Source organism: Citrobacter sp. RHB20-C16 (genome assembly GCF_013890155.1).
Taxonomy (GTDB): Bacteria; Pseudomonadota; Gammaproteobacteria; order Enterobacterales; family Enterobacteriaceae; genus Citrobacter_A; species Citrobacter_A amalonaticus.
The window spans coordinates 4,252,952-4,278,780 of sequence record NZ_CP057630.1 but is presented as its reverse complement, the minus strand read 5'-3'; the positions used below and the strand labels follow the sequence as shown (position 1 = coordinate 4,278,780).

Here is a 25,829-nt window from a genome sequence, read left to right as displayed (position 1 = left end):
GCGTATACCGAAGATTGCCGCTAAATTACTCGCTTTGCTGATAAAATCGTCACTCAAACAAAATTCACAAAAAATTGCGTTTGAAGGGGTTGCAGGAGAAAGGATTTCTCGTATAATGCGCCTCCCGTAACGACAGAGAATTATGCGTTACGGCAGCAACAAATTTTAATCAAAGCATTTCATGTTGCAGCAAGGCAGCCAACACAGCAGCAACATGAATGACGAAGATTAAGCGGGAATAGCTCAGTTGGTAGAGCACGACCTTGCCAAGGTCGGGGTCGCGAGTTCGAGTCTCGTTTCCCGCTCCAAAATTTGAAAGTGCTTCTTAGCACAGACCACCCAATCGCAGAATTTCGAAGTGCGACAGCAGTTTGAAAGACGAAGATTAAGCGGGAATAGCTCAGTTGGTAGAGCACGACCTTGCCAAGGTCGGGGTCGCGAGTTCGAGTCTCGTTTCCCGCTCCAAAATTTGAAAGTGTTTCTTAGCACAGACCACCCAATCGCAGGATTTCGAATTGCGACAGCAGTTTGAAAGACGAAGATTAAGCGGGAATAGCTCAGTTGGTAGAGCACGACCTTGCCAAGGTCGGGGTCGCGAGTTCGAGTCTCGTTTCCCGCTCCAAATTCTTATCTTCAGAAAATCAACCACAGTGCGTTTATGCGTTGGGGTCGTTTCGTTTTGTATCTGTCATACTCTTGTGAACAGAGTTATCCACAGCTTCGGATTTTTCTACGGAATATTCAAATACTTCGCTAAGTGAATAGTTTCTTTATAACTATCTGAAATCAAAGTTTAAATTAAGATTACAAATTGTTAATGCGATCACTTGACGATTTTTTCGTTCTTGAATAGCAATGTGTTTTTATTTTTATGCACAGCCTGTGGACGATTCAGGCGTCCCGTGGAAGTCCCTTTTCGATAGCATTAACCAGTCGCCTTTGCTTTGGTGATTGCACCTCGATCACGTCGGCGTTTCGCTTCGCGATCTGCTGCGCGACGGCCCACTCAATGTGTTCATCAAGAAGTGGGTGCTCACTCCGGCGGCTTTCCAGTGCGGAAAGGGCGGCGTCACTCCAGGGCGCATTACCGAGTGCTACCGCAATATTACGCAGCCAGCGCAGATGACCAATACGACGAATGGCTGACCCTTCTGTGACTTTTAAAAACCAGGCTTCATTTCTGGCGAACAGCTCAATCAACTCGGGCGCATGAAGCGGCTTACGGGGACTGAAATCGTCTTCGTCAGTCAGCTGCGAGTAGCGATTCCATGGGCAAATCAACTGGCAGTCATCACAACCGTAGATCCGGTTGCCCATCAATGGTCGCAATGCTTCAGGGATTACGCCTTCCAGTTCGATGGTGAGGTAGGAGATGCAGCGACGTGCATCCACCGTGTAGGGGGCGACAATCGCCCCGGTCGGACAGGTGGTGATGCAGGCGACGCACTTTCCGCATCCTTCCTCCACGGGAGCATCAACCGGCAGGGGCAAATCAATCAGTAACTCACCAAGAAAGAAAAACGACCCGGCCTCACGGTTGAGGATTAGTGAGTGCTTACCTGTCCATCCCAGACCGGCTTTTTCTGCCAGCGGGCGCTCAAGTATGGGCGCAGAGTCGACAAAAGGTCTAAAATTCAGCGAGACACAGTGCTGCTGAATCCTCTCACCCAGCTTTTTGAGGCGGTTGCGTAAAAGCTTATGGTAGTCGCGGCCCAGGGCATAGCGACTGATGTAACCCTGCGAGGGATTTTTCAGCGTCCGGGCAAACGCGGCGTGGGCGGGAAGATAGTTCATGCGCACGCTGATGACGCGAAGTGTGCCAGGCAGTAGCTCATGAGGACGCGCGCGCATCATGCCGTGGCGCGCCATCCAGTCCATTTCGCCGTGGTATTGTTTGTCCAGCCACGCCTGCAGTTTGGGTTCGGACTCGCTCAGGTCAGTATCGGTAATACCGACCTGCTGAAAGCCCAGTTCCAGCCCCCACTGCTTAATATTTTGCGTTAACTGATTGAGATTGAGGGGCTCTGACATGACGGACCATACAATGAAGAAAAACCCCATCAGTATACCACACTCCATCTGGCCCGCCGATGACATCAAACGGCTGGAGCGAGAAGCTGCTGACACGCTGGGGCTCACGTTGTTCGAACTGATGTTGCGAGCGGGCGAGGCGGTGTTTGACGTGGCGCGCGAGTCCCGGCCTTATGCCCGACGCTGGTTGGTGCTCTGCGGTCACGGTAACAATGGTGGCGATGGCTATGTGGTGGCGAGGCTGGCGAAAGCAGCAGGGATTCTGGTCACCCTGGTAGCGCTGGAAAGCGATAAGCCGCTGCCCGAGGAGGCCGCACAGGCGCGGGAAGCCTGGCTGAATGCAGGAGGTGTGATCCATTCCCCGGCGATTGCCTGGCCGGAAAATATCGACCTGATTATTGATGCGCTTCTGGGGATCGGGTTAACCCAGGCGCCGCGCGAGCCGTTGTCTGAATTAATCGAACGGGCAAACGCCCACCCTGCGCCTGTTGTCTCAATAGACATTCCTTCCGGGTTGCTGGCACAAACGGGCGCGACGCCCGGTGCGGTCATCCGGGCCGAACGCACGGTCACCTTTATCGTCCTGAAACCCGGTCTGCTGACGGGGAAAGCCCGGGATGTGACCGGGCGCCTTCATTTTAATTCGCTGGGACTGGACGACTGGCTGACAGGGCAGGACGCGCCGATTCAACGCTTTGACGCCTCACAACTTGCGCACTGGCTCTCTCCGCGTCGTGCAACGTCGCATAAAGGCGATCACGGTCGACTGGTGGTGATCGGCGGCGATCACGGCACGGCGGGGGCGATTCGACTGGCCGGTGAAGCGGCGCTGCGCGCCGGAGCGGGGCTGGTACGCGTGCTGACGCGCAGCGAAAATATCGCCCCACTGCTGACCGCTCGTCCCGAACTGATGGTGCATGAACTGACGCCGCAGTCCCTTGACGAAAGCCTCGCATGGGCGGATGTCATCATCATTGGCCCTGGGCTCGGGCAGGCGGAGTGGGGGAAGAAAGCGCTGCAAAAAGTCGAGAATTTCCGTAAACCGATGGTCTGGGACGCCGATGCGTTGAACCTGCTGGCAATCAATCCCGATAAACGTCACAATCGCGTCATCACACCGCATCCGGGAGAAGCCGCGCGGTTACTGGGGTGTTCTGTCGCAGAAATTGAAAGTGATCGCTTACATTCTGCACAGCGTCTGGTAAAACGTTACGGAGGCGTTGCGGTGTTGAAAGGGGCGGGAACGGTGGTTGCCGCACAACCGGAGGCGTTGGGAATTGCTGATGTCGGCAACGCAGGCATGGCCAGCGGCGGCATGGGCGATGTGCTTTCCGGTATTATTGGCGCATTGCTCGGACAGAAGTTTACCCCGTATGATGCAGCCTGTGCTGGCTGCGTGGCTCACGGTGCGGCGGCCGATGTTCTGGCGGCGCGTGCCGGTATGCGCGGCATGTTGGCAACCGATCTTTTTTCCACGCTACAGCGTATTGTTAACCCTGATGTGATTGACGTTTATCATGATGAATCGAGTAATTCCGCTACCTGACGAACAGGCAACATTAGACCTGGGACAACGGGTAGCCAAGGCCTGCAACGGCGCGACCGTGATCTATCTCTACGGTGATTTAGGCGCGGGTAAAACCACCTTTAGTCGGGGATTCCTGCAGGCGTTAGGCCATTCCGGTAATGTAAAAAGTCCAACCTATACGCTGGTCGAACCCTATTCTCTCGATAACCTGATGGTCTATCACTTCGATCTGTATCGTCTTGCCGATCCCGAGGAGCTCGAATTTATGGGGATCCGCGATTATTTTGCCAACGATGCCATTTGCCTGGTGGAATGGCCGCAACAGGGTAAAGGTGTACTCCCGGACCCGGATGTCGAAATACACATAGATTACCAGGCGCAAGGTCGTGAGGCGCGCATCCGTGCTGTCTCCTCATCAGGTGATTCGTTGCTGGCGCGTTTAGCCGGTTAACCTTAAAGGTGGCGGGATGATTTATCGTATCAGAAATGGGTTGGTGGCCATGCTGGTTCTGCTGTGCGCGCAGGCCGGAGCCGCCAGCCTCTCCGATATCCAGGTCTCCAACGGCGATCGACAGGCGCGTATTACGCTCAGTTTTATTGGCGATCCCGATTATGCCTTTTCCCATGAAGGCAAACGTACCGTTGCGCTGGATATTAAGCAAACGGGGGTCATTCAGGGTCTTCCGCTGATGTTCAGCGGTAATAACCTGGTGAAGACCATTCGTTCCGGCACGGCGAAAGATCCACAGTCACTACGACTGATGGTGGATTTAACCGAAAACGGGAAAACCGAGGCGGTAAAACGGCAGAATGGCGGAAACTACACGGTAGTCTTTACCATTAACGCCGATACGCCTCCGCCACCTCCCCCCGCTCCAGTCGTTGCTAAACGCGTCGAAACGCCGGTGGTGGCGCCGCGTCCGACTGAACCTGCGCGAAATCCGTTTAAAACCAGCAACGATCGCACCACCGCCGTGATCAGCAGCAATACGGCGACGCGCCCGGCGGCCAGAGCGACATCCAGCAATGGTGACAAAGTGGTGATCGCCATTGATGCCGGGCACGGTGGGCAGGATCCCGGCGCGATCGGCCCCGGCGGTACGCGAGAGAAAAATGTCACTATCGCGGTGGCCCGTAAACTGCGCACGCTGCTTAATGATGATCCGATGTTTAAAGGCGTGTTAACCCGTGACGGGGATTATTTTATCTCTGTGATGGGGCGCTCTGACGTGGCGCGTAAGCAAAACGCCAACTTCCTGGTGTCGATTCACGCCGATGCCGCGCCCAACCGCAGCGCTACGGGTGCCTCCGTGTGGGTGCTGTCGAACCGGCGCGCCAACAGCGAAATGGCGAACTGGCTTGAAGAACATGAAAAACAGTCGGAGCTGTTGGGCGGCGCGGGGGATGTGCTGGCAAACAGCCAGGCCGATCCGTACCTAAGTCAGGCGGTGCTGGATTTGCAGTTCGGCCATTCCCAACGCGTAGGGTATGATGTGGCAACCAACATGTTAGGCCAGCTCGAACGGATTGGGTCACTGCATAAACGGCGGCCAGAACATGCCAGCCTGGGCGTTCTGCGTTCGCCAGATATTCCCTCGGTGCTGGTGGAAACCGGGTTTATCAGTAATCACAGTGAAGAACGTCTGTTGGCGAGCGATGCGTATCAGCAACAACTGGCCGATGCGATTTACAAAGGGCTGCGTAACTACTTCCAGGCGCATCCGATGCAGTCGGCCCCGCAGGGAAGTGCGGCGCAAACCGCGAGCGCTGCTACGCCGGGTGAGTCGTTGATCAACTAAGGAATTTGCATGCCGATTCAGGTGTTACCGCCACAACTGGCGAACCAGATTGCCGCAGGTGAGGTGGTTGAGCGACCTGCATCGGTGGTCAAAGAGCTGGTGGAAAACAGCCTTGATGCCGGGGCAACGCGTATCGATATTGATATCGAGCGCGGCGGCGCGAAGCTGATCCGTATCCGTGACAATGGTTGCGGGATCAGGAAAGACGAACTGGCGCTGGCGCTGGCGCGGCACGCCACCAGTAAAATTGCCTCTCTTGACGATCTGGAAGCGATCATTAGCCTGGGTTTTCGCGGCGAAGCGCTGGCGAGTATCAGCTCGGTATCTCGCCTGACTCTCACGTCACGCACCGCAGAGCAACAGGAAGCCTGGCAAGCCTACGCCGAAGGGCGCGACATGGAGGTAACAGTCAAACCGGCCGCGCATCCGGTAGGCACCACGCTGGAAGTCCTCGATCTGTTCTACAACACCCCGGCCCGGCGCAAGTTTATGCGCACCGAGAAAACCGAATTCAATCATATTGACGAGATCATCCGGCGCATTGCGCTGGCGCGTTTTGATGTGACGATCAATTTGTCGCACAACGGCAAAATGGTACGTCAGTACCGCGCGGTGGCGAAAGAGGGGCCGCAAGAGCGTCGTCTGGGCGCCATTTGTGGTACGCCGTTTCTTGAGCATGCGCTGGCGATTGAGTGGCAGCATGGCGATCTGACCTTACGCGGCTGGGTCGCCGATCCCAATCACACCACGACGGCGCTGGCGGAAATACAGTACTGCTACGTCAACGGACGCATGATGCGCGACAGGTTGATCAACCACGCTATTCGTCAGGCCTGTGAAGATAAGCTGGGCGCCGATCAACAGCCCGCATTTGTGCTGTACCTTGAGATTGACCCGCATCAGGTGGATGTCAACGTGCACCCGGCCAAGCATGAAGTGCGTTTTCATCAGTCGCGCCTGGTCCATGACTTTATCTACCAGGGCGTGCTGAGCGTGCTGCAACAGCAGCTTGAATCGCCATTGCCGCTGGAAGCAGAAGGCGAACCCGCGCCCCGGCACGTTCCGGAAAACCGTGTGGCCGCAGGGCGTAACCATTTTGCTGAGCCGGCGCAGGCCCGCGAACCTACGGCACCGCGCTACGCTTCCACACCGACAGCGGGCAGCAGCGCGCCGCGCCCAACGGCGGCAAGCTGGCCGCATGCCCAGCCGGGCTACCAGAAACAGCAGGGCGAGGTGTATCGCCAGCTCCTGCAAACGCCGACACATGCGACAAAATCATCGCCTGCGCCGGAGCCAGCTGTGTCAGCACTGTCGGGACACAGTCAGAGCTTTGGCCGTGTGCTCACGATTGTGGGCAACGACTGCGCGCTGCTGGAGCGCGATGGGAGTATTCACCTGCTGGCGCTGCCCGTGGCAGAACGCTGGCTGCGTCAGGCGCAGCTTTCGCTGGGAGAGGGGCAGGTTTGCGCTCAGCCGTTGCTGATCCCGCTGCGGCTAAAAGTGTCTGCAGAGGAAAAGGCCGCGCTGGAAAATGCGCAGGGCGCACTGGTGGAATTGGGGATTGAATTTCAGGCAGATGCCCAGCATGTGACCATTCGGGCGGTGCCTTTACCCTTACGCCAACAAAATTTACAAATCTTGATTCCTGAACTGATAGGCTACCTGACGCAACAGTCAGCGCGTGAACCTGGTAATCTGGCGCAGTGGATTGCGCGTAATTTGATGAGTGAGCATACGCAGTGGACAATGGCTCAGGCCATTACCCTGCTGGCTGATGTGGAGCGGCTTTGCCCGCAGCTCGTGAAGGCACCGCCGGGTGGTCTGTTACAACCTGTTGATTTACATACGGCGATGAATGCCCTGAAACATGAGTGATATCAGTAAGGCGAGCCTGCCAAAGGCAATTTTTTTGATGGGGCCTACGGCCTCGGGTAAAACGGCGCTAGCGATTGAATTGCGTAAAGTTTTGCCAGTAGAGTTGATAAGCGTCGATTCCGCCCTTATTTACAAAGGGATGGATATCGGGACGGCGAAGCCGGACGCTGAAGAGTTAAAGGCGGCTCCGCACCGATTGCTGGATATTCGCGATCCGTCGCAGGCGTATTCTGCTGCGGATTTCCGCCGCGATGCGCTGGCGGAGATGAGCGAGATCACTGCGGCGGGGCGTATTCCGCTGTTAGTGGGCGGTACGATGTTGTATTTCAAGGCATTGCTGGAAGGTCTTTCGCCGTTACCGTCGGCAGACCCGCAGGTCAGGGCCAGAATTGAGCAACAGGCGGCAGAGCAAGGGTGGGATGCGTTGCACCAACAGCTTCAGACAATCGATCCGGTTGCGGCTGCGCGTATTCATCCAAATGATCCGCAAAGACTTTCCCGGGCACTGGAAGTTTTTTTCATTTCGGGTAAAACTTTAACGGAACTGACGCAAACGTCAGGTGATGCTTTACCGTACCAGGTGCATCAGTTTGCCATCGCCCCAGCGAGCCGTGAGCTGTTGCATCAACGCATCGAGCAGCGTTTTCATCAGATGTTGGCTTCAGGATTTGAAGCAGAAGTTCGGGCGCTTTTTGCCCGTGGAGATTTGCATACGGACTTGCCTTCCATTCGTTGTGTGGGATACCGCCAGATGTGGTCATACCTTGAAGGCGAAATATCATACGATGAAATGGTTTATAGAGGTGTTTGCGCCACGAGGCAGTTGGCAAAGCGCCAGGTAACCTGGTTACGCGGTTGGGAAGGAGTGCACTGGCTTGACAGTGAGAAACCTGAGCAGGCGCGGAAAGAAGTATTACAGGTTGTTGGTGCTATCGCGAACTGAATGTGTACAATTAAGGCGTATCGTGCGCAATTTTCAGAATCGAAAGATTCAAAGTACAAATAAGCATATAAGGAAAAGAGAGAATGGCTAAGGGGCAATCTTTACAAGATCCGTTCCTGAACGCACTGCGTCGGGAACGTGTTCCAGTTTCTATTTATTTGGTGAATGGTATTAAGCTGCAAGGTCAAATCGAGTCTTTTGATCAGTTTGTGATCCTGTTGAAAAACACGGTCAGTCAGATGGTTTATAAGCACGCGATTTCTACTGTTGTCCCGTCTCGCCCGGTTTCTCATCATAGTAACAATGCCGGTGGCGGTACCAGCAGTAACTATCATCACGGTAGCGGCGCGCAGGGTTCTGCGACGCAACAGGACAGCGAAGAGACCGAATAAGGTTTTTGGCTGTTTTACACACGGGGAGCCAGAATTTCTGCGTTCCCCGCTGATCTATATCGAGGGGTTGACGCTTGTTTGACCGTTATGACGCCGGTGAGCAGGCGGTACTGGTACACATCTATTTTTCGCAAGACAAAGATATGGAAGACCTCCAGGAGTTTGAATCTCTGGTCTCTTCCGCCGGTGTCGAAGCAATGCAGGTGATTACCGGTAGCCGTAAAGCACCGCACCCGAAGTACTTTGTTGGTGAAGGTAAAGCCGTTGAAATTGCGGAAGCCGTAAAAGCGACAGGCGCTGCCGTCGTATTATTCGATCATGCATTGAGCCCGGCCCAGGAACGTAACCTGGAGCGCCTGTGTGAGTGTCGTGTTATCGACCGCACTGGCCTTATCTTAGATATTTTTGCGCAGCGTGCACGTACCCATGAGGGGAAATTGCAGGTTGAACTGGCGCAGTTGCGCCATCTGGCTACGCGTCTTGTCCGTGGCTGGACCCACCTTGAAAGACAGAAAGGCGGGATTGGTTTGCGCGGTCCGGGTGAAACCCAACTCGAAACCGACCGCCGTTTATTGCGAAACCGTATATTGCAGATCCAGTCGCGCCTGGAAAAAGTTGAAAAGCAACGTGAGCAGGGGCGACAGTCGCGCATTAAGGCGGATGTCCCGACCGTCTCGCTGGTGGGATATACCAACGCCGGAAAATCCACCCTTTTCAATCAGATAACCGAAGCCAGGGTCTATGCGGCAGATCAACTGTTTGCGACCCTGGATCCGACGCTGCGTCGCATTGACGTGGCGGATGTCGGGGAGACCGTGCTGGCGGATACCGTTGGGTTTATCCGTCATCTTCCGCACGATCTGGTTGCGGCGTTTAAAGCGACCCTCCAGGAAACGCGTCAGGCGACACTGTTGCTGCATGTGGTTGATGCAGCGGATGTGCGCGTGCAGGAAAACATCGACGCAGTGGATACGGTTCTCGAAGAGATCGATGCTCACGAGATCCCGTCCCTGATGGTGATGAACAAGATCGATATGCTGGATGACTTTGAACCGCGTATCGACCGGGATGAAGAGAACAAACCGATTCGTGTCTGGCTTTCCGCGCAGACAGGGGTTGGGATACCACAGCTTTTTCAGGCTTTGACGGAGCGACTTTCCGGCGAGGTGGCGCAGCATACGTTGCGTTTGCCGCCGCAGGAAGGGCGTCTGAGAAGCCGTTTTTATCAGCTTCAGGCAATAGAAAAAGAGTGGATGGAGGATGACGGTAGCGTAAGTCTGCAAGTTCGCCTGCCGATCGTTGACTGGCGTCGCCTCTGTAAACAAGAACCGACTTTGGAAGACTATGTTGTCTGATCTGACGGATATGGCCTGAAGATTTTTTCGCCTCTGTACCTTGTGGAGGTTGAGCGGCAGGAAGGCGGCAAGTCCTGAAATTCTCTGGAGCATAGTCAACTATGTGACGGGAGCTGAGGGATGTAGCCAACGCATCTGCCGCGCAAAAAACACAGGTATAGCATCGCATAACAAATATGGAGCACAAACATGGCGTGGAATCAGCCCGGTAATAACGGACAAGACCGCGACCCGTGGGGAAGCAGCAAACCAGGCGGCAACTCTGAGGGAAATGGAAACAAAGGTGGTCGCGAGCAGGGGCCACCTGATCTCGATGACATCTTTCGCAAGCTGAGTAAAAAACTCGGTGGACTGGGAGGCGGTAAAGGTACTGGCTCTGGTGGCGGAAGCTCATCACAAGGCCCGCGCCCGCATCTGGGCGGACGTGTCGTCTCCATCGCGGCGGCAGCTATCGTCATTATCTGGGCGGCGAGCGGTTTCTACACCATCAAAGAAGCAGAGCGCGGCGTGGTGACACGCTTTGGTAAGTTCAGCCATCTGGTTGAACCGGGCCTGAACTGGAAGCCGACGTTTATCGACGAGGTGACGCCGGTGAACGTGGAAGCCGTCCGCGAACTGGCCGCTTCCGGTGTGATGCTGACGTCAGATGAGAACGTGGTGCGCGTTGAGATGAACGTGCAGTACCGCATCACCGATCCGCAAAAATATCTGTTTAGCGTAACCAGCGCGGATGACAGTCTGCGTCAGGCGACCGACAGCGCCCTGCGCGGCGTGATCGGTAAATACACCATGGACCGTATCCTGACCGAAGGGCGTACCGTTATTCGTAGCGATACCCAGCGTGAACTGGAAGAGACCATTCGTCCGTATAACATGGGTATTACCCTGCTGGACGTCAACTTCCAGGCTGCACGTCCGCCGGAAGAGGTGAAAGCGGCGTTTGACGATGCCATTGCTGCCCGTGAGAACGAACAGCAGTACATCCGTGAAGCGGAAGCGTATACCAACGAAGTTCAGCCGCGTGCGAACGGTCAGGCACAGCGTATCCTTGAAGAGGCGCGTGCTTACAGAACGCAAACCATCCTGGAAGCGCAGGGTGAAGTGGCGCGCTTTGCGAAAATCCTTCCGGAATATAAAGCGGCGCCAGAGATTACCCGCGAGCGTCTGTATATCGAGACGATGGAAAAAGTGTTGAGCCATACCCGTAAAGTGTTGGTTAACGACAAAGGTGGCAATCTGATGGTTCTGCCATTGGATCAGATGCTGAAAGGCGCGAGCGCGCCGGCGGCAAAGAGCGATAGCGGTTCGAACCTGCTGCGTCTGCCCTCCACGTCATCTTCCAGCAGCAGCGGAGCAAGCAACACCTCGTCCACCAGTCAGGGCGATATTATGGACCAACGCCGCGCTAACGCGCAGCGTAACGACTACCAGCGTCAGGGGGAATAACGATGCGTAAGTCAGTTATTGCGATTATCATCATCGTGCTGGTAGTGCTGTACACCTCAATTTTCGTGGTGAAAGAAGGCGAGCGCGGAATTAAGTTCCAGTTCAGCAGCGTCGTGCGTGATGCCGACAAAAAACCATTGATTTATGAGCCGGGTCTGCACTTTAAGGTACCGTTTATTCAGTCGGTGAAAATGCTCGACGCGCGTATCCAGACGATGGATAACCAGGCCGATCGCTTTGTCACCAAAGAGAAGAAAGACCTGATTGTCGACTCTTACATCAAATGGCGCATCAGCGATTTCAGCCGTTACTTCCTGGCGACAGGCGGCGGCGATATTTCTCAGGCTGAAGTTCTGTTGAAACGTAAGTTCTCTGACCGTTTGCGTTCTGAGATTGGTCGTCTGGATGTGAAAGACATTGTGACCGACTCCCGTGGTCGTCTGACCCTGGAAGTGCGTGACGCCCTGAACTCTGGCTCTGCCGGAACCGAAGACGAAGTGGCGACCCCGGCAGCGGATAACGCGATTGCCGAAGCCGCTGAACGTGTTCAGGCTGAAACCAACGGCAATGTGCCGGTGATCAACCCGAACAGTATGGCCGCATTGGGTATCGAAGTGGTCGACGTGCGGATCAAGCAGATCAACCTGCCGACCGAAGTGTCTGAAGCGATCTATAACCGTATGCGCGCTGAGCGTGAAGCGGTAGCGCGTCGTCACCGTTCACAAGGTCAGGAAGAAGCGGAAAAACTGCGCGCGACAGCCGACTATGAAGTGACCAAAACGCTGGCGGAAGCTGAGCGTCAGGGGCGTATCATGCGCGGTGAAGGGGATGCAGAAGCGGCGAAGCTGTTTGCCGATGCGTTCAGCCAGGATCCTGACTTCTACGCCTTTATTCGTAGCCTGCGTGCTTACGAGAAGAGCTTCGAAGGCAATCAGGATGTCATGGTCATGAGCCCGGACAGCGATTTCTTCCGCTACATGAAGACACCGAATACCGCAACGCGATAATATCGTCGCAACGGTTTTAGGTTAGACGCATAAAACCACCGCATCCCTGAGGATGCCGGTGGTTTTCTTTTTATAAAGGACGTCCGATGAACTCAACAATCTGGCTCGCGCTTGCGCTGGTTTTAGTGCTTGAAGGTTTAGGTCCGATGCTTTACCCGCGAGCATGGAAGAAGATGATTTCTGCCATGACGCAGTTGCCTGAAAATACTTTACGTCGTTTTGGTGGTGGACTTGTGGTTGCGGGCATTGTGGTCTACTACATGTTGAGGAAAACGATTGGCTGATCAAAAAACGTGCGAATTTAGCTAATTTTTGCATGCAAAAAGTGCTGTATATCTGAAAAAGCGATGGTAGAATCCATTTTTAAGCAAACGGTGATTTTGAAAAATGGGTAACAACGTCGTCGTACTGGGCACCCAATGGGGTGACGAAGGTAAAGGAAAGATCGTCGATCTTCTGACTGAACGGGCTAAATATGTTGTACGCTACCAGGGCGGTCACAACGCAGGCCATACTCTCGTAATCAACGGTGAAAAAACCGTCCTCCATCTTATTCCATCAGGTATTCTCCGCGAGAACGTCATCAGCATCATCGGTAACGGTGTTGTGCTGTCTCCGGCTGCGCTGATGAAAGAGATGAAAGGACTGGAAGATCGTGGTGTTCCTGTTCGCGAGCGTCTGCTGTTGTCTGAAGCATGCCCGCTGATTCTGGACTACCACGTTGCGCTAGATAACGCGCGTGAGAAAGCACGTGGCGCGAAAGCGATCGGGACTACCGGTCGTGGTATCGGGCCGGCTTACGAAGACAAAGTCGCCCGTCGCGGTCTGCGCGTTGGCGATCTGTTCGACAAAGCCACCTTCGCTGAAAAACTGAAAGAAGTGATGGAATATCACAACTTCCAGCTGGTTAACTTCTACAAAGTTGACGCGGTTGACTACCAGAAAGTGCTGGATGATGTGATGGCGATTGCCGACATCCTGACCTCGATGGTTGTTGATGTGTCCGATCTGCTGGACCAGGCGCGCAAGCGTGGCGATTTCGTCATGTTCGAAGGCGCGCAGGGTACGCTGCTGGATATTGACCACGGTACCTATCCGTACGTAACGTCCTCTAACACCACTGCGGGTGGTGTGGCAACAGGTTCTGGCCTGGGGCCGCGTTATGTGGATTACGTGCTGGGTATCATCAAGGCTTACTCCACGCGTGTGGGTGCGGGTCCGTTCCCGACTGAGCTGTTTGATGACATCGGTGAGTTCCTGTGCAAACAGGGTAACGAATACGGTGCTACCACGGGGCGTCGTCGTCGTACTGGCTGGCTGGACTCCGTTGCTGTGCGTCGTGCAGTACAGATCAACTCCCTGTCGGGCTTCTGCCTGACCAAACTGGACGTACTGGACGGTTTGAAAGAGGTGAAAATCTGTGTCGCTTATCGTATGCCGGATGGCCGTGAAGTGACCACAACACCGCTGGCGGCTGACGATTGGGAAGGTATCGAGCCGATTTACGAAACCATGCCGGGCTGGTCTGAGTCCACCTTCGGCGTGAAAGAGCGTAGCGGTTTGCCACAGGCAGCGCTGAACTACATTAAGCGTATCGAAGAACTGACCGGTGTGCCGATTGATATTATTTCGACTGGCCCGGATCGTACTGAGACCATGATTCTGCGTGACCCGTTCGACGCATAATTTTGGTTCGTGGCGCAGTGCCTGATGGCGCTGCGCTTATCAGGCCTACAAAGTGTAGTTGGCCGGACAAGATGCCAGGCGTCGTCATCCGGCTTAATCGTGCGTTAAATCCTCGCTTTTTTCCTTCCGAACTGAAATAAATTAGCGGCCTGGCTAGTGGCTGGTTTATCATCAATATAAATAAGATGTATCCCGATTCCCCCTTTTCCCTGAGGTTGATGTGCAGTTAACGAGTTTCACCGATTACGGACTACGAGCGCTAATCTATATGGCATCACTCCCGGAAGGTCGCATGACCAGTATTTCGGAAGTGACAGACGTCTACGGCGTTTCCCGTAATCATATGGTCAAAATAATCAATCAACTTAGTCGGGCGGGCTTTGTAACTGCTATTCGGGGAAAAAATGGCGGGATCCGTTTAGGCAAAGCCGCGAATACCATTCGAATTGGCGATGTCGTGCGCGAACTCGAACCGCTGTCGCTGGTGAATTGTAGCAGCGAGTTTTGCCACATCACCCCTGCCTGTCGACTCAAACAGGCGCTTTCTAAGGCCGTGCAAAGTTTTCTAACGGAGCTGGATAACTACACGCTGGCCGATTTGGTTGAAGAGAATCAACCGCTTTATAAATTATTGCTGGTGGAATAGTGAAGTCCAAAGCATTTCGCGTCGTATCGCGGCGGCAACTGAGTGACAAATTCGTCAGGAACGAATTTGAACAGCCGCAGGCTGGCCTTCGGTGAGAGACTGGGATGTCTCTCATAAATCCCCAGGAGCTTACAAAAGTAAGCGACTGGGGAGAGCAAAGGCAGCCAACAAAGAGACGGCGTGAAAGACGACGGAATTCCACCGGAGCTGACAATGGAGGAACCTCAATGTCACAAGATCCTTTCCAGGAACGCGAAGCTGAAAAGTACGAAAATCCTATCCCAAGCCGGGAATTTATCCTCGAACATTTAACTAAACGCGAAAAACCGGCCAGCCGCGATGAGCTGGCTGTGGAACTGAACATAAAAGGCGAAGAGCAGCAGGAAGCCCTGCGTCGCCGCCTGCGCGCGATGGAGCGTGACGGACAACTGGTCTTCACCCGTCGGCAGTGTTATGCGCTGCCGGAACGCCTCGATCTGCTGAAAGGTACCGTTATTGGCCACCGTGATGGCTATGGCTTTCTGCGCGTCGAAGGGCGTAAAGACGATTTGTATCTCTCCAGCGAGCAGATGAAAACCTGCATTCATGGCGATCAGGTATTGGCGCAACCGCTGGGCGCGGATCGTAAAGGCCGCCGTGAAGCGCGTATTGTGCGCGTTCTGGTGCCAAAAACCAGCCAGATTGTCGGTCGTTACTTTACTGAAGCGGGCGTGGGTTTTGTGGTTCCTGACGACAGCCGTCTGAGCTTCGATATTCTGATCCCGCCTGAAGATATCATGGGCGCGCGCATGGGCTTTGTGGTGGTGGTTGAACTCACCCAGCGCCCGACCCGCCGCACCAAAGCGGTAGGGAAAATCGTCGAAGTGCTGGGCGACAACATGGGAACCGGTATGGCCGTCGATATGGCGCTGCGAACCCATGAAATCCCGTATATCTGGCCAGCCGCCGTTGAGAAACAAGTTGCCGGTCTGAAAGAAGAGGTGCCTGAAGAGGCAAAAGTCGGGCGTGTGGATTTACGCGATTTGCCGCTGGTCACCATCGACGGCGAAGATGCCCGCGACTTTGACGATGCGGTCTATTGCGAGAAGAAACGCGGTGGCGGCTGGCGTTTATGGGTGGCGATTGCTGACGTGAGCTATTACGTGCGTCCGCCGACGCCGCTGGATCAGGAAGCGCGTAATCGCGGGACGTCCGTGTACTTCCCGTCGCAGGTGGTACCGATGCTACCGGAGGTGCTCTCCAACGGCCTGTGCTCACTGAACCCGCAGGTTGACCGCCTGTGCATGGTCTGCGAAATGACCATCTCTACCAAAGGCCGTCTGACGGGATATAAATTCTACGAAGCGGTGATGAGCTCACATGCGCGTCTGACCTACACCAAGGTCTGGCACATGTTGCAGGGCGATCAGGAGTTGCGCGAGCAGTATGCGCCGCTGGTTAAGCATATCGAAGAGTTACACAACCTCTACAAAGTGTTGGATAAAGCTCGTGAAGAGCGCGGCGGCATCTCGTTTGAGAGTGAAGAAGCGAAGTTCATTTTCAACGCGGAACGCCGTATTGAGCGAATTGAGCAGACCCAGCGTAACGATGCGCACAAGCTGATCGAAGAGTGCATGATTCTGGCGAATATCTCGGCGGCGCGTTTCGTTGAGAAAGCTCAGGAGCCTGCGCTGTTCCGTATACACGACAAACCGACGACTGAGGCGATCACTTCCTTCCGTTCTGTTCTGGCGGAGCTGGGGCTGGAACTGCCTGGCGGTAATAAGCCGGAGCCGCGCGATTACGCGGAACTGCTGGAATCGGTTGCCGATCGCCCTGACGCCGAAATGCTGCAAACGATGCTGCTGCGTTCGATGAAGCAGGCGATTTACGATCCGGAAAACCGCGGTCACTTTGGTCTGGCGCTGCAGTCGTATGCGCACTTTACCTCGCCGATCCGTCGTTACCCGGATCTCTCCCTGCACCGCGCCATTAAGTATCTGTTGGCGAAAGAGCAGGGCCATAAAGGTAACACCACCGAAACGGGTGGCTACCATTATTCGATGGAAGAGATGCTGCAACTGGGTCAGCACTGTTCGATGGCTGAGCGCCGTGCGGATGAAGCAACCCGTGACGTCGCTGACTGGCTGAAGTGCGACTTCATGCTGGATCAGGTCGGCAACGTCTTTAAAGGCGTGATTGCCAGCGTCACCGGCTTTGGCTTCTTTGTGCGTCTGGACGAACTGTTCATCGATGGCCTGGTCCACGTTTCTTCGCTCGACAACGACTACTACCGTTTTGACCAGGTTGGGCAGCGCCTGACCGGCGAATCCAGCGGCCAGACTTATCGTCTTGGCGATCGCGTGGAAGTGAAAGTCGAAGCTGTAAATATGGATGAGCGCAAGATTGATTTCAGCCTGATTTCCAGCGAGCGTGCGCCGCGTAACGAAGGTAAAACGGCGCGTGAAAGAGCGAAGAAAGGCGATGCGGGTAAAAAAACCGGCCGCCGTCGTCAGGTTGGTAAGAAAGCCAATTTCGAGCCTGACAGCGCTTTCCGTGGCGAGAAGAAACAAAAACCAAAGGCGGCGAAGAAAGAGGCCAGAAAAGCGAAAAAGCCTTCTGAGAAAACGCAAAAAATAGCGGCGGCGACAAAAGCAAAGCGTGCCGCTAAAAAGAAAACGGCACAGTAAGCCGGACAGTGTAAGCCGGGGAAGCATTGCGTCACCCGGCATGATTAACTATTAACGAGTGATTTCATGAGTGAAATGATTTACGGCATCCATGCGGTGCAGGCCCTGCTGGAGCGTGCTCCTGAACGTTTTCAGGATGTCTTTATTCTCAAAGGCCGTGAAGATAAACGCCTGCTGCCGCTGATCCATGCTCTGGAAGCACAGGGCGTGGTCATCCAACTGGCAAACCGTCAGTTTCTGGATGAGAAAAGCGAAGGAGCCGTCCATCAGGGCATTATCGCTCGCGTGAAGCCGGGTCGTCAGTATCAGGAAAACGATCTACCGGATCTGATTGCTTCGCTGGATCAACCGTTCCTGCTGATCCTTGATGGCGTGACCGATCCGCATAACCTCGGTGCCTGTCTGCGTAGCGCCGATGCCGCTGGCGTTAATGCGGTGATCGTGCCGAAAGATCGTTCTGCGCAGTTGAATGCCACGGCGAAGAAAGTCGCCTGCGGTGCAGCGGAAAGCGTCCCGTTGATTCGGGTGACTAACCTGGCGCGTACCATGCGTATGTTGCAGGAAGAGAATATCTGGATTGTCGGCACGGCGGGTGAAGCTGACCATACTCTCTATCAGAGCAAAATGACCGGCCGTATGGCGCTGGTGATGGGGGCGGAAGGTGAGGGGATGCGTCGCCTGACGCGTGAACATTGCGATGAGCTGATCAGCATTCCAATGGCCGGAAGCGTCTCTTCGCTCAACGTTTCTGTCGCGACAGGCATCTGTCTGTTCGAGGCTGTGCGGCAGCGCAGCTAATAGACGATTTCTGAAGCCATCCAGCAGGATGGCTTTTTTGTGCCCTCCTTTCCAGGCATTCTCCCCTCAGACTGACCATACTTATTGAGATGCCATTGAAGGAGGGAAACACAATGCACAGGCAAACTCACACCGTTTTTAATCAGCCGTTACCCCTGAATAACAGCAATCTGTTCCTGTCTGATGGCGCGCTCTGCGAGGCCGTAGCGCGTGAGGGGGCAGGCTGGGACAGCGAACTTCTCGCCAGTATCGGTCAACAACTTGGCACTGCGGAATCGCTGGAGCTGGGACGGCTGGCGAATACCTGGCCGCCAGAATTGCTACGTTACGATCCCCAGGGGCAGCGTCTGGACGACGTTCGCTTCCATCCCGCGTGGCATCTGTTGATGCAGGGACTGTGTGCCAACCGTATCCACAATCTGCCCTGGGTAGAGGCGGCGCGAGACGGATCGTTTGTCGCCCGGGCAGCCCGCTTTGTCCTGCATGCGCAGGTGGAGGCCGGCACGTTATGCCCCATCACCATGACTTTTGCCGCGACACCGCTATTGCAGCAAATGTTGCCCGCCGTATTTGCCGACTGGCAAACGCCGCTACACAGCGATCGCTATGATTCGCATCTTGCGCCGGGGGGCCAAAAACGTGGCCTGTTGATCGGCATGGGGATGACGGAAAAACAGGGCGGTTCTGATGTATTGAGCAACACCACCCGCGCCGAGCGTCTGGCGGATGGGTCGTACCGGCTGGTGGGGCATAAATGGTTTTTCTCTGTGCCGCAAAGTGATGCCCATCTGGTGCTGGCACAGGCAAAAGGTGGCCTCTCCTGTTTCTTCGTCCCGCGCTTTTTACCTGACGGCCAGCGCAATGCGATCCGCCTTGAACGGCTGAAAGACAAGCTGGGGAATCGTTCCAATGCCAGCGCGGAAGTCGAGTTTCAGGATGCCATCGGCTGGCTTCTTGGTGATGAGGGAGAGGGCGTTCGTCATATCCTGAAGATGGGTGGTCTGACGCGTTTTGACTGTGCGCTCGGCAGTCACGGACTGATGCGCCGCGCCTTCTCGGTGGCGATTTACCACGCGCACCAGCGTCAGGTGTCCGGCAAGCCGCTGATTGAGCAACCGATGATGCGTCAGGTGCTTAGTCGTATGGCGCTCCAGTTGGAAGGACAAACCGCATTATTGTTTCGTCTGGCCCATGCCTGGGATCGGCGTAGCGATGCCAAAGAGCGACTCTGGGCGCGTCTGTTCACGCCTGCGGCAAAATTTGCTGTTTGTAAAGGCGGCATTCCGTTCGTGGCGGAGGCAATGGAAGTGCTTGGCGGCGTAGGGTATTGCGAAGAGAGCGAACTGCCGCGACTGTACCGGGAAATGCCGGTCAATAGTATCTGGGAGGGATCCGGTAACGTCATGTGTCTCGACGTCTTGCGGGTTATCAACAAGCAAGCCGGGGTCGATGAGATGCTGAGTGAGGCATTCTCTGAGGTCAGGGGGCAGGACAGGCATTTTGATCGCGCGGTACGCCAGCTTTTGCCGCGACTTCGCAAACCTTCCGAAGAACTGGGTCGTGAGATCACCCAGCAGATTTTCCTGTTGGGATGCGGAATGGAAATGTTACGGCACGCATCACCGCCTGTTGCCCAGGCCTGGTGTCAGATGATGCTGGATACGCGCGGCGGAATGCGGTTATCAGAACGGGTACAGGACGCGTTGCTGCTGCGGGCGACGGGGGGATTGCGCTGATACGTTGCCGGATGCGTTTACGCCATCCGGCAATCTGTTATGCGTAGAGTATGGCTTGTACGCGCCAGTTATCGGGCTGCTGCTCTTCATACATCTGAATAATGCGATACCACGATGCGCCTTGTTCATCGGCTTTTAACGCGACAATACGCTCCACATCCTGTGGGTTTCCGGAAATATTACTGACAGAGATCAGGCCAATTTCATTGAGGCCAGTCACGCAATCCGCACTCGCGAATTCAGCAGACTGCGCCGTCGTACTCACCAGTCCGGCAGTTAACAGCAGTGAGGATAAGGCAAGAGATTGTTTCATCGTCAGCTCCATTTTACGTTTCCCCGCAATGCGCAGGGCATTCCATCGCCGAAATAAACGTCCAGCCTCCTGCTGTCGGTTTATTGTGCACAGGTAAACGTATAGAGGCGTAAAGCTACGTGAAATTGGCTTAAATTCCATCAATGATTATTTACGATATAAGACGGCCTGTGAGTACCACTGACCCGTCACGATAGTTTCATCAACCATGACAATAACGTAATAATCGGCTTTCGCTGCGGCGGCTTTCGCTCTGACTTCATCAACTGCATCATCCGGAGAGCCTCTGACCAGAGAGGTCACGGTTCCCATTCGCTGCAACCCTTGTGTCTGGTCGCGACGAATTTCCTGCGGATGATCGGCGACGGGCGGTGCTGGCTGTGGCGTTCCCTGAAGAATGCTACATCCACTTAACAGCATCACCAACATCAAAGAGGTAAACCGACGCATCACTCTATCTCGTTTCCTGATAGCCATAGTGTAGTGCCTTATTAATTTCCCTTTGGGGGAATGTTCCCAAAATGTTACCTTCCGCGCGATTTTCGAATGAAAATGTCGTGAAAGCGTAATCCAGTTCTCAACATTATGAATCGTTGTTGAATACGTCACCTTGTTTAATAATGTGACCTATAGCATACCCGCGCCAAAAGAGGTGCAAATGATTGAAATTGAAACATGTCAACTGGCGGAACATCATCTGCTTCACGCCTTTCCTTCGGGGCAACGCAGTACACTTTTGCCGTGTATTGTTTTCTACCACGGGTTTACCTCTTCCAGCCTGGTCTACAGCTATTTTGCCGTGGCGCTGGCGCAGGCCGGATTTCGGGTCATTATGCCAGACGCCGCCGGGCATGGGGCGCGTTTCAATGGTGACGAACAGGCGAGAATGGGCCACTTCTGGCAGATTTTGCAGCAGAGCATGCAGGAGTTTACGGCGTTACGTGCGGCACTGCGTGCAGAAAACTGGCTGCTGGAGGAACGTCTTGCGGTTGGCGGCGCATCGATGGGGGCAATGACTGCGCTGGGGATCATGACTCAGCATCCGGAGGTCAAATGTGTCGCCAGCCTGATGGGCTCGGGTTATTTCACCCGTCTGGCGCGAACGCTGTTTCCCCCTTGTGCCCTGGACACGCCCGCCCGTCAGGAGGAATTCACGCATATCATTGCGCCGTTGGCGAAGTGGGATGTGTCGCAGCAGCTCGCCCGACTGGCCGACAGACCGCTGCTGTTATGGCATGGCCAGGACGATGATGTGGTGCCAGCGGCGGAAAGTTTCCGTTTACAGCAGGCAATGATTCAGGCCGGCCTGGACCACAATTTGACCTGTCAGTGGCAAGCAGGCGTACGCCATCGCATTACGCCCGAAGCCCTGGCCGCAACGGTGTCGTTTTTCCGTCAGCATCTCTGACGCAGGCGCTAGCTAGCCATACGTCATCATGCAAAAAAAAGCCCCCTGAACAGGGGGCAAGTCAAGCTATGGCTTTCTTTTCGTTGGACTTTCCTGGTGCTAGCGATAAATATCCGCGCTGGCGTGGATGTTGCCGTTACTACCGGGTTCCCGCATCAGGATCACGTGGTAGTACGTTGCGCCCTGCGCATCGGTCTCTTCATTCAGGGCCCTTTCTGCATCACTTTCAGTGGCGAAGTTATGATTGATGTAAATGACGCCTAAGCTCTGCACATCATCCATGTTTCGGGCTTGCTGGTGGTCTATTTCAATGGCGGCGAATGTATTTGCACTGAGCAACAGTCCCGCCAGAAGGGTGACAAAACGGATTCGCATACCTACCTCCTCGACAGCTGACTCTGATTAGCGATTTCTCCTGTTAGTCGATAACGTCTGATTTAATTTTAATCGCTACTTTGTCGGTCGATAGCGACCATTTCTGATGCAGTTGTTCAAAAAATTACCGCGATCCGTTCTTTCTGAATGTAAACAATCGGCTAGCCCGTTTTGCTGTGGCGAAAAATACCTGTTTTTCTGACAAGAACACTTACCGAATCGTCAATATCACTGTCGGCCATCGCCGCTTATAGTGAGCCGAAACATAAAGCTAACTTTATGATAATAAGGCAAAAAGATATGGATATTTCATTCATGAATTTCAGCTACTTCGCCATTATGTTTATGGTGGCGCTGATAGCGGGTTTTATTAATGTAGTTTCAGGCGGCGGTGGGTTTTTATCGATTGGAGCGCTATTGCTCTCAGGATTGCCGCCAGCCAATGCGCTGGCGACCAATAAGATTCAGGCGCTGGGCAGTTCATTGACGTCGGGGATCTACTTTCTGCGTCGCGGACATATCAACATCCAGCAGCATAAGTATGTCTTTTTATCCGCGTTTGTGGGATCGGCTCTGGGGACGACGCTTATCCAGTTCATTGAACCGGAACTGCTGAAAAAACTGTTACCGGTACTCATCATCGCGGTAGCGCTCTACTTTATTTTTGCCCCCAATCTCACTGAACCAAAAAAGAAGCAGCAAGTGTCACTGTTTCTCTTTTCCCTGATAGGGGGAGGGTGCGTTGGTTTCTATGATGGATTCCTCGGCGCCGGGGCCGGTTCCTTTTATACCCTGTGCTACATCCTGCTGTGGGGATACAGCATCGATAAAGCGCAAATTCACTCTAATTTCATTAATCTTGCGTCCAACATCGCCTCTATTCTGTTCTTCATTTTCGGTGGCAAAATGATCTGGTCGCTGGGACTGGTGATGTTCGCCGGGCAGGCGCTTGGCGCACGCCTGGGGGCGACGGTAGTCCTCACGCGCGGCAAGAAAGTGATCAGGCCGATGATCGTGATTGTCTCTATCTGCATCAGCGGCAAAATGCTATTGGATATGTATTAAGGGCGTCCTGACAAATATTCCTGGAATCACCTTGAGTTTGCGGCCTGACACCAGTATTATGACGCGTCAATTTTTCAGCCGACCTTTAACACGTTCCTTGCCTCCATGGGCCGCGGCTGACCCAGACAGGAGGCTGAATAATCCGTAAGGAGCAATTCGATGCGTCATTACGAAATCGTTTTTATGGTCCATCCTGACCAGAGCGAACAGGTTCCGGGTATGATCGAGCGTTACTCTGCTGCCATCACTGGTGCAGAAGGCAAGATCCACCGTCTGGAAGACTGGGGCCGCCGTCAACTGGCTTACCCGATCAACAAACTGCACAAAGCTCACTACGTTCTGCTGAACGTTGAAGCACCGCAGGAAGTGATCGATGAGCTGGAAACAACTTTCCGCTTCAACGACGCCGTTATCCGCAGCATGGTAATGCGTACTAAGCACGCTGTTACCGAAGCATCTCCGATGGTTAAAGCGAAAGACGAGCGCCGTGAGCGTCGCGATGATTTCGCAAACGAAACCGCAGATGATGCTGAAGCTGGGGATTCTGAAGAGTAATTTCTGATGACCAACCGTCTGGTGTTGTCCGGCACCGTGTGCAGGACCCCCCTTCGAAAGGTCAGTCCATCAGGAATTCCGCACTGCCAGTTCGTGCTTGAGCATCGTTCTGTGCAGGAGGAAGCCGGATTTCACCGGCAGGCGTGGTGCCAAATGCCCGTGATTGTTAGCGGACACGAAAACCAGGCCATTACTCACAGTATAACGGTCGGTAGCGCAGTGACCGTTCAGGGGTTCATCTCTTGCCACAAGGCAAAGAACGGCCTGAGCAAAATGGTTCTGCATGCCGAGCAGATTGAATTGATAGATTCTGGAGACTAGCCATATGGCACGTTATTTCCGTCGTCGCAAGTTCTGCCGTTTCACCGCGGAAGGCGTTCAAGAGATCGACTATAAAGATATCGCTACGCTGAAAAACTACATCACCGAAAGCGGTAAGATTGTCCCAAGCCGTATCACCGGTACCCGTGCAAAATACCAGCGTCAGCTGGCTCGCGCTATCAAACGCGCTCGCTACCTGTCTCTGCTGCCGTACACTGATCGTCATCAGTAATCGGTCACGGTCCATTAATACGACTTTGAGAGGATAAGGTAATGCAAGTTATTCTGCTTGATAAAGTAGCAAACCTGGGTAGCCTGGGTGATCAGGTTAACGTTAAAGCGGGCTATGCTCGTAACTTCCTGGTACCACAGGGTAAAGCTGTTCCTGCTACCAAGAAAAACGTTGAATACTTCGAAGCACGTCGCGCTGAACTGGAAGCTAAACTGGCTGACGTTCTGGCTGCTGCAAATGCACGCGCAGAGAAAATCAACGCACTGGAAACCGTTACCATCACGTCTAAAGCAGGCGACGAAGGTAAACTGTTCGGTTCCATCGGTACCCGCGACATCGCTGATGCTGTAACTGCAGCTGGCGTCGAAGTGGCTAAGAGCGAAGTTCGTCTGCCGAACGGCGTTCTGCGTACCACTGGTGAGCACGAAGTGGACTTCCAGGTTCACAGCGAAGTATTCGCTAAGCTGACCATTAACGTTGTTGCAGAATAAGTTTTTATTCTGATAACGTCGTAAGAAACGCCGACCTTGTGTCGGCGTTTTGCTTTTCTGCTCCCCTCATTTTTCGCTCTGGCTATTCTTTGTCCTTTTCGGGATAATCACTAAAAATAAAACATAATTTCAATCTGGTGATGAATGGATACTCCGCACCCGCAACCTTTGTTTGCGCGTAAAAATGTTGTCTGGCTGAGCGCGGCGTTTTGTTGTCTGCTCTGGGGCAGCGCCTATCCGGCCATAAAGAGCGGTTATGAGATCTTCCAGATCGCCGCTGACGATATTCCGTCCAAAATTGTTTTCGCTGGTTACCGCTTCCTGTTCGCAGGTCTGCTGTTACTCTTGCTGGCGATAGCGCAGCGTAAGCCGATTGGCCGCCTGAGTTCCCGGCAGTTCGGGCAATTGACGCTGCTGGGGGTGACGCAGACCTCGCTGCAATACATCTTCTTTTACATCGGTCTGGCGTTCACTACCGGCGTGAAGGGATCGATCATGAATGCCACGGGCACCTTCTTCAGCGTGCTGTTGGCGCACTTCATCTATCAGAACGACAAACTGAGTTACAACAAAACGCTGGGATGCATTCTCGGTTTTACCGGCGTGATGGTGGTGAACTTCAACAGCGGGCTGCTGGATTTTAATTTTACCCTGGCGGGCGATGGCTCAATTGTGCTGGCGGCATTTATTCTCTCCGCCGCGACACTTTACGGTAAGCGACTCTCTCAGACGGTCGATCCAACCGTGATGACGGGGTATCAGTTAGGGATTGGCGGGCTGGTGTTGGTGATCGGTGGTTATGTCTTTGGCGGCACACTGGCGGTTCACGGTCTCGCATCGGTGGCGATTCTCGGTTACCTGACGTTGCTCTCTTCAGTGGCGTTCGCGCTGTGGAGTATTTTGCTTAAGTATAACCGTGTGGGGATGATTGCACCGTTTAACTTCCTGATCCCGGTCTCCGGCGCGGTGCTGTCCGCGATTTTTCTCGGTGAGAATATCCTGGAGTGGAAATACGCGATTGCGCTGGTTCTGGTGTGCTCGGGGATCTGGTGGGTTAATAAGGTGAAGCGGTAACGCCGCCAATGCCGTGGTAGGCCGGATAAGGGCAAGCCGCCATCCGGCACGGCGCTGATGTGCCTGATGGCGCTACGCTTATCA

General features: G+C 54.2%; 26 protein-coding genes and 3 tRNA genes. 25 read left to right on the top strand and 4 right to left on the bottom strand.

From position 1 onward, the window contains the following. Window positions 1-232: 232 nt before the first annotated feature. The 3 genes from HVX64_RS20500 to HVX64_RS20490 all read left to right on the top strand — a co-directional run bounded on the left by HVX64_RS20500 (window position 233) and on the right by HVX64_RS20490 (window position 622). A tRNA-Gly gene (locus HVX64_RS20500) sits at window positions 233-308 on the top strand. A gap of 81 nt (window positions 309-389) precedes the next feature. Beyond that, window positions 390-465: transfer RNA gene (locus tag HVX64_RS20495), tRNA-Gly, on the top strand. Window positions 466-546: 81 nt separating this feature from the next. Then, window positions 547-622: transfer RNA gene (locus HVX64_RS20490), tRNA-Gly, on the top strand. A gap of 269 nt (window positions 623-891) precedes the next feature. Here the strand turns inward: HVX64_RS20490 and queG are convergent. After that, window positions 892-2,031 (bottom strand): tRNA epoxyqueuosine(34) reductase QueG, encoded by a 1,140-nt coding sequence (gene queG, locus HVX64_RS20485; protein WP_044257234.1) that lies wholly within the window; start codon window positions 2,029-2,031, stop codon window positions 892-894. Between queG and nnr the strand changes: the two genes are divergently transcribed. The 15 genes from nnr to HVX64_RS20410 all read left to right on the top strand — a co-directional run bounded on the left by nnr (window position 2,030) and on the right by HVX64_RS20410 (window position 19,911). Beyond that, window positions 2,030-3,577 (top strand): bifunctional ADP-dependent NAD(P)H-hydrate dehydratase/NAD(P)H-hydrate epimerase, encoded by a 1,548-nt coding sequence (gene nnr / locus HVX64_RS20480; RefSeq protein WP_044328470.1) that lies wholly within the window; start codon window positions 2,030-2,032, stop codon window positions 3,575-3,577. The two genes, queG and nnr, sit on opposite strands and share 2 nt — an antisense overlap. Then, the gene (gene tsaE / locus HVX64_RS20475) at window positions 3,549-4,010 is read left to right on the top strand and encodes a tRNA (adenosine(37)-N6)-threonylcarbamoyltransferase complex ATPase subunit type 1 TsaE (protein WP_042999180.1); all 462 of its coding nucleotides are present in this window, start codon (window positions 3,549-3,551) and stop codon (window positions 4,008-4,010) included. Before nnr ends, tsaE begins: the two co-directional genes overlap by 29 nt. 16 nt (window positions 4,011-4,026) lie before the next feature. Then, window positions 4,027-5,358: an N-acetylmuramoyl-L-alanine amidase AmiB gene (gene amiB / locus HVX64_RS20470; RefSeq protein ID WP_044257230.1), complete on the top strand. Its 1,332-nt coding sequence runs from the start codon at window positions 4,027-4,029 to the stop codon at window positions 5,356-5,358. 9 nt (window positions 5,359-5,367) lie between these two features. Further along, complete coding sequence (mutL, locus tag HVX64_RS20465; protein WP_044257228.1) at window positions 5,368-7,233, top strand: DNA mismatch repair endonuclease MutL; 1,866 nt, start codon at window positions 5,368-5,370, stop codon at window positions 7,231-7,233. Continuing rightward, entirely contained in the window at window positions 7,226-8,176 is a 951-nt protein-coding gene (miaA, locus tag HVX64_RS20460; RefSeq protein WP_044257226.1) for a tRNA (adenosine(37)-N6)-dimethylallyltransferase MiaA, read from the top strand. Before mutL ends, miaA begins: the two co-directional genes overlap by 8 nt. 83 nt (window positions 8,177-8,259) lie before the next feature. Next, on the top strand, window positions 8,260-8,568 hold the full coding sequence (gene hfq / locus HVX64_RS20455) for an RNA chaperone Hfq (protein WP_042999184.1): 309 nt from the start codon (window positions 8,260-8,262) through the stop codon (window positions 8,566-8,568). A 74-nt stretch (window positions 8,569-8,642) separates the two neighbouring features. Continuing rightward, on the top strand, window positions 8,643-9,923 hold the full coding sequence (gene hflX, locus HVX64_RS20450) for a ribosome rescue GTPase HflX (RefSeq protein ID WP_044257224.1): 1,281 nt from the start codon (window positions 8,643-8,645) through the stop codon (window positions 9,921-9,923). Between the two features lie 189 nt (window positions 9,924-10,112). Continuing rightward, window positions 10,113-11,369: an FtsH protease activity modulator HflK gene (gene hflK, locus HVX64_RS20445; protein WP_042999185.1), complete on the top strand. Its 1,257-nt coding sequence runs from the start codon at window positions 10,113-10,115 to the stop codon at window positions 11,367-11,369. A 2-nt stretch (window positions 11,370-11,371) separates the two neighbouring features. Continuing rightward, complete coding sequence (gene hflC, locus HVX64_RS20440; protein ID WP_042321433.1) at window positions 11,372-12,376, top strand: protease modulator HflC; 1,005 nt, start codon at window positions 11,372-11,374, stop codon at window positions 12,374-12,376. Window positions 12,377-12,462: 86 nt separating this feature from the next. Next, complete coding sequence (locus tag HVX64_RS20435; RefSeq protein WP_042321436.1) at window positions 12,463-12,660, top strand: DUF2065 domain-containing protein; 198 nt, start codon at window positions 12,463-12,465, stop codon at window positions 12,658-12,660. Between the two features lie 103 nt (window positions 12,661-12,763). Continuing rightward, complete coding sequence (gene purA, locus HVX64_RS20430; RefSeq protein ID WP_042321439.1) at window positions 12,764-14,062, top strand: adenylosuccinate synthase; 1,299 nt, start codon at window positions 12,764-12,766, stop codon at window positions 14,060-14,062. A gap of 220 nt (window positions 14,063-14,282) precedes the next feature. Further along, a complete protein-coding gene (gene nsrR / locus HVX64_RS20425) occupies window positions 14,283-14,708 on the top strand; it encodes a nitric oxide-sensing transcriptional repressor NsrR (RefSeq protein ID WP_042321442.1) in 426 nt (141 codons plus the stop codon). Between the two features lie 227 nt (window positions 14,709-14,935). Then, on the top strand, window positions 14,936-17,377 hold the full coding sequence (gene rnr, locus HVX64_RS20420) for a ribonuclease R (RefSeq protein ID WP_044257223.1): 2,442 nt from the start codon (window positions 14,936-14,938) through the stop codon (window positions 17,375-17,377). Window positions 17,378-17,443: 66 nt separating this feature from the next. Further along, window positions 17,444-18,175 carry a 23S rRNA (guanosine(2251)-2'-O)-methyltransferase RlmB gene (rlmB, locus tag HVX64_RS20415; protein ID WP_042321448.1) on the top strand — a complete coding sequence of 244 codons (732 nt, stop codon included), beginning with the start codon at window positions 17,444-17,446 and terminating at the stop codon, window positions 18,173-18,175. A gap of 113 nt (window positions 18,176-18,288) precedes the next feature. Then, window positions 18,289-19,911, top strand: coding sequence for an isovaleryl-CoA dehydrogenase (locus tag HVX64_RS20410; protein WP_181825151.1), 1,623 nt, complete (start codon window positions 18,289-18,291; stop codon window positions 19,909-19,911). A 37-nt stretch (window positions 19,912-19,948) separates the two neighbouring features. Here the strand turns inward: HVX64_RS20410 and yjfN are convergent, their stop codons facing one another. Continuing rightward, window positions 19,949-20,224 (bottom strand): DUF1471 family protease activator YjfN, encoded by a 276-nt coding sequence (yjfN, locus tag HVX64_RS20405; protein WP_072140690.1) that lies wholly within the window; start codon window positions 20,222-20,224, stop codon window positions 19,949-19,951. 147 nt (window positions 20,225-20,371) lie between these two features. Further along, window positions 20,372-20,701, bottom strand: a complete 330-nt coding sequence (bsmA, locus tag HVX64_RS20400; protein WP_042999188.1) for a biofilm peroxide resistance protein BsmA — start codon at window positions 20,699-20,701, stop codon at window positions 20,372-20,374. 181 nt (window positions 20,702-20,882) lie between these two features. Between bsmA and yjfP the strand changes: the two genes are divergently transcribed. Further along, entirely contained in the window at window positions 20,883-21,632 is a 750-nt protein-coding gene (gene yjfP, locus HVX64_RS20395) for an esterase (RefSeq protein WP_042999189.1), read from the top strand. Window positions 21,633-21,731: 99 nt separating this feature from the next. Here yjfP and yjfY read toward each other — a convergent pair whose 3' ends face one another. Beyond that, the gene (gene yjfY / locus HVX64_RS20390; RefSeq protein ID WP_044257220.1) at window positions 21,732-22,007 is read right to left on the bottom strand and encodes a DUF1471 family protein YjfY; all 276 of its coding nucleotides are present in this window, start codon (window positions 22,005-22,007) and stop codon (window positions 21,732-21,734) included. Between the two features lie 300 nt (window positions 22,008-22,307). Between yjfY and HVX64_RS20385 the strand changes: the two genes are divergently transcribed. From HVX64_RS20385 to HVX64_RS20360, 6 genes are all read left to right on the top strand, one after another. Continuing rightward, the gene (locus tag HVX64_RS20385) at window positions 22,308-23,072 is read left to right on the top strand and encodes a TSUP family transporter (RefSeq protein ID WP_044257219.1); all 765 of its coding nucleotides are present in this window, start codon (window positions 22,308-22,310) and stop codon (window positions 23,070-23,072) included. 159 nt (window positions 23,073-23,231) lie between these two features. Beyond that, the gene (gene rpsF, locus HVX64_RS20380) at window positions 23,232-23,627 is read left to right on the top strand and encodes a 30S ribosomal protein S6 (RefSeq protein ID WP_042321529.1); all 396 of its coding nucleotides are present in this window, start codon (window positions 23,232-23,234) and stop codon (window positions 23,625-23,627) included. 6 nt (window positions 23,628-23,633) lie between these two features. Then, a complete protein-coding gene (priB, locus tag HVX64_RS20375) occupies window positions 23,634-23,948 on the top strand; it encodes a primosomal replication protein N (protein ID WP_042321531.1) in 315 nt (104 codons plus the stop codon). 4 nt (window positions 23,949-23,952) lie between these two features. Continuing rightward, entirely contained in the window at window positions 23,953-24,180 is a 228-nt protein-coding gene (gene rpsR / locus HVX64_RS20370; protein WP_000135199.1) for a 30S ribosomal protein S18, read from the top strand. Window positions 24,181-24,221: 41 nt separating this feature from the next. Then, window positions 24,222-24,671: a 50S ribosomal protein L9 gene (gene rplI, locus HVX64_RS20365; RefSeq protein ID WP_042999192.1), complete on the top strand. Its 450-nt coding sequence runs from the start codon at window positions 24,222-24,224 to the stop codon at window positions 24,669-24,671. A 144-nt stretch (window positions 24,672-24,815) separates the two neighbouring features. Beyond that, window positions 24,816-25,745, top strand: coding sequence for a DMT family transporter (locus HVX64_RS20360; RefSeq protein WP_042999193.1), 930 nt, complete (start codon window positions 24,816-24,818; stop codon window positions 25,743-25,745). The last annotated feature ends 84 nt before the right edge of the window (window positions 25,746-25,829 follow it).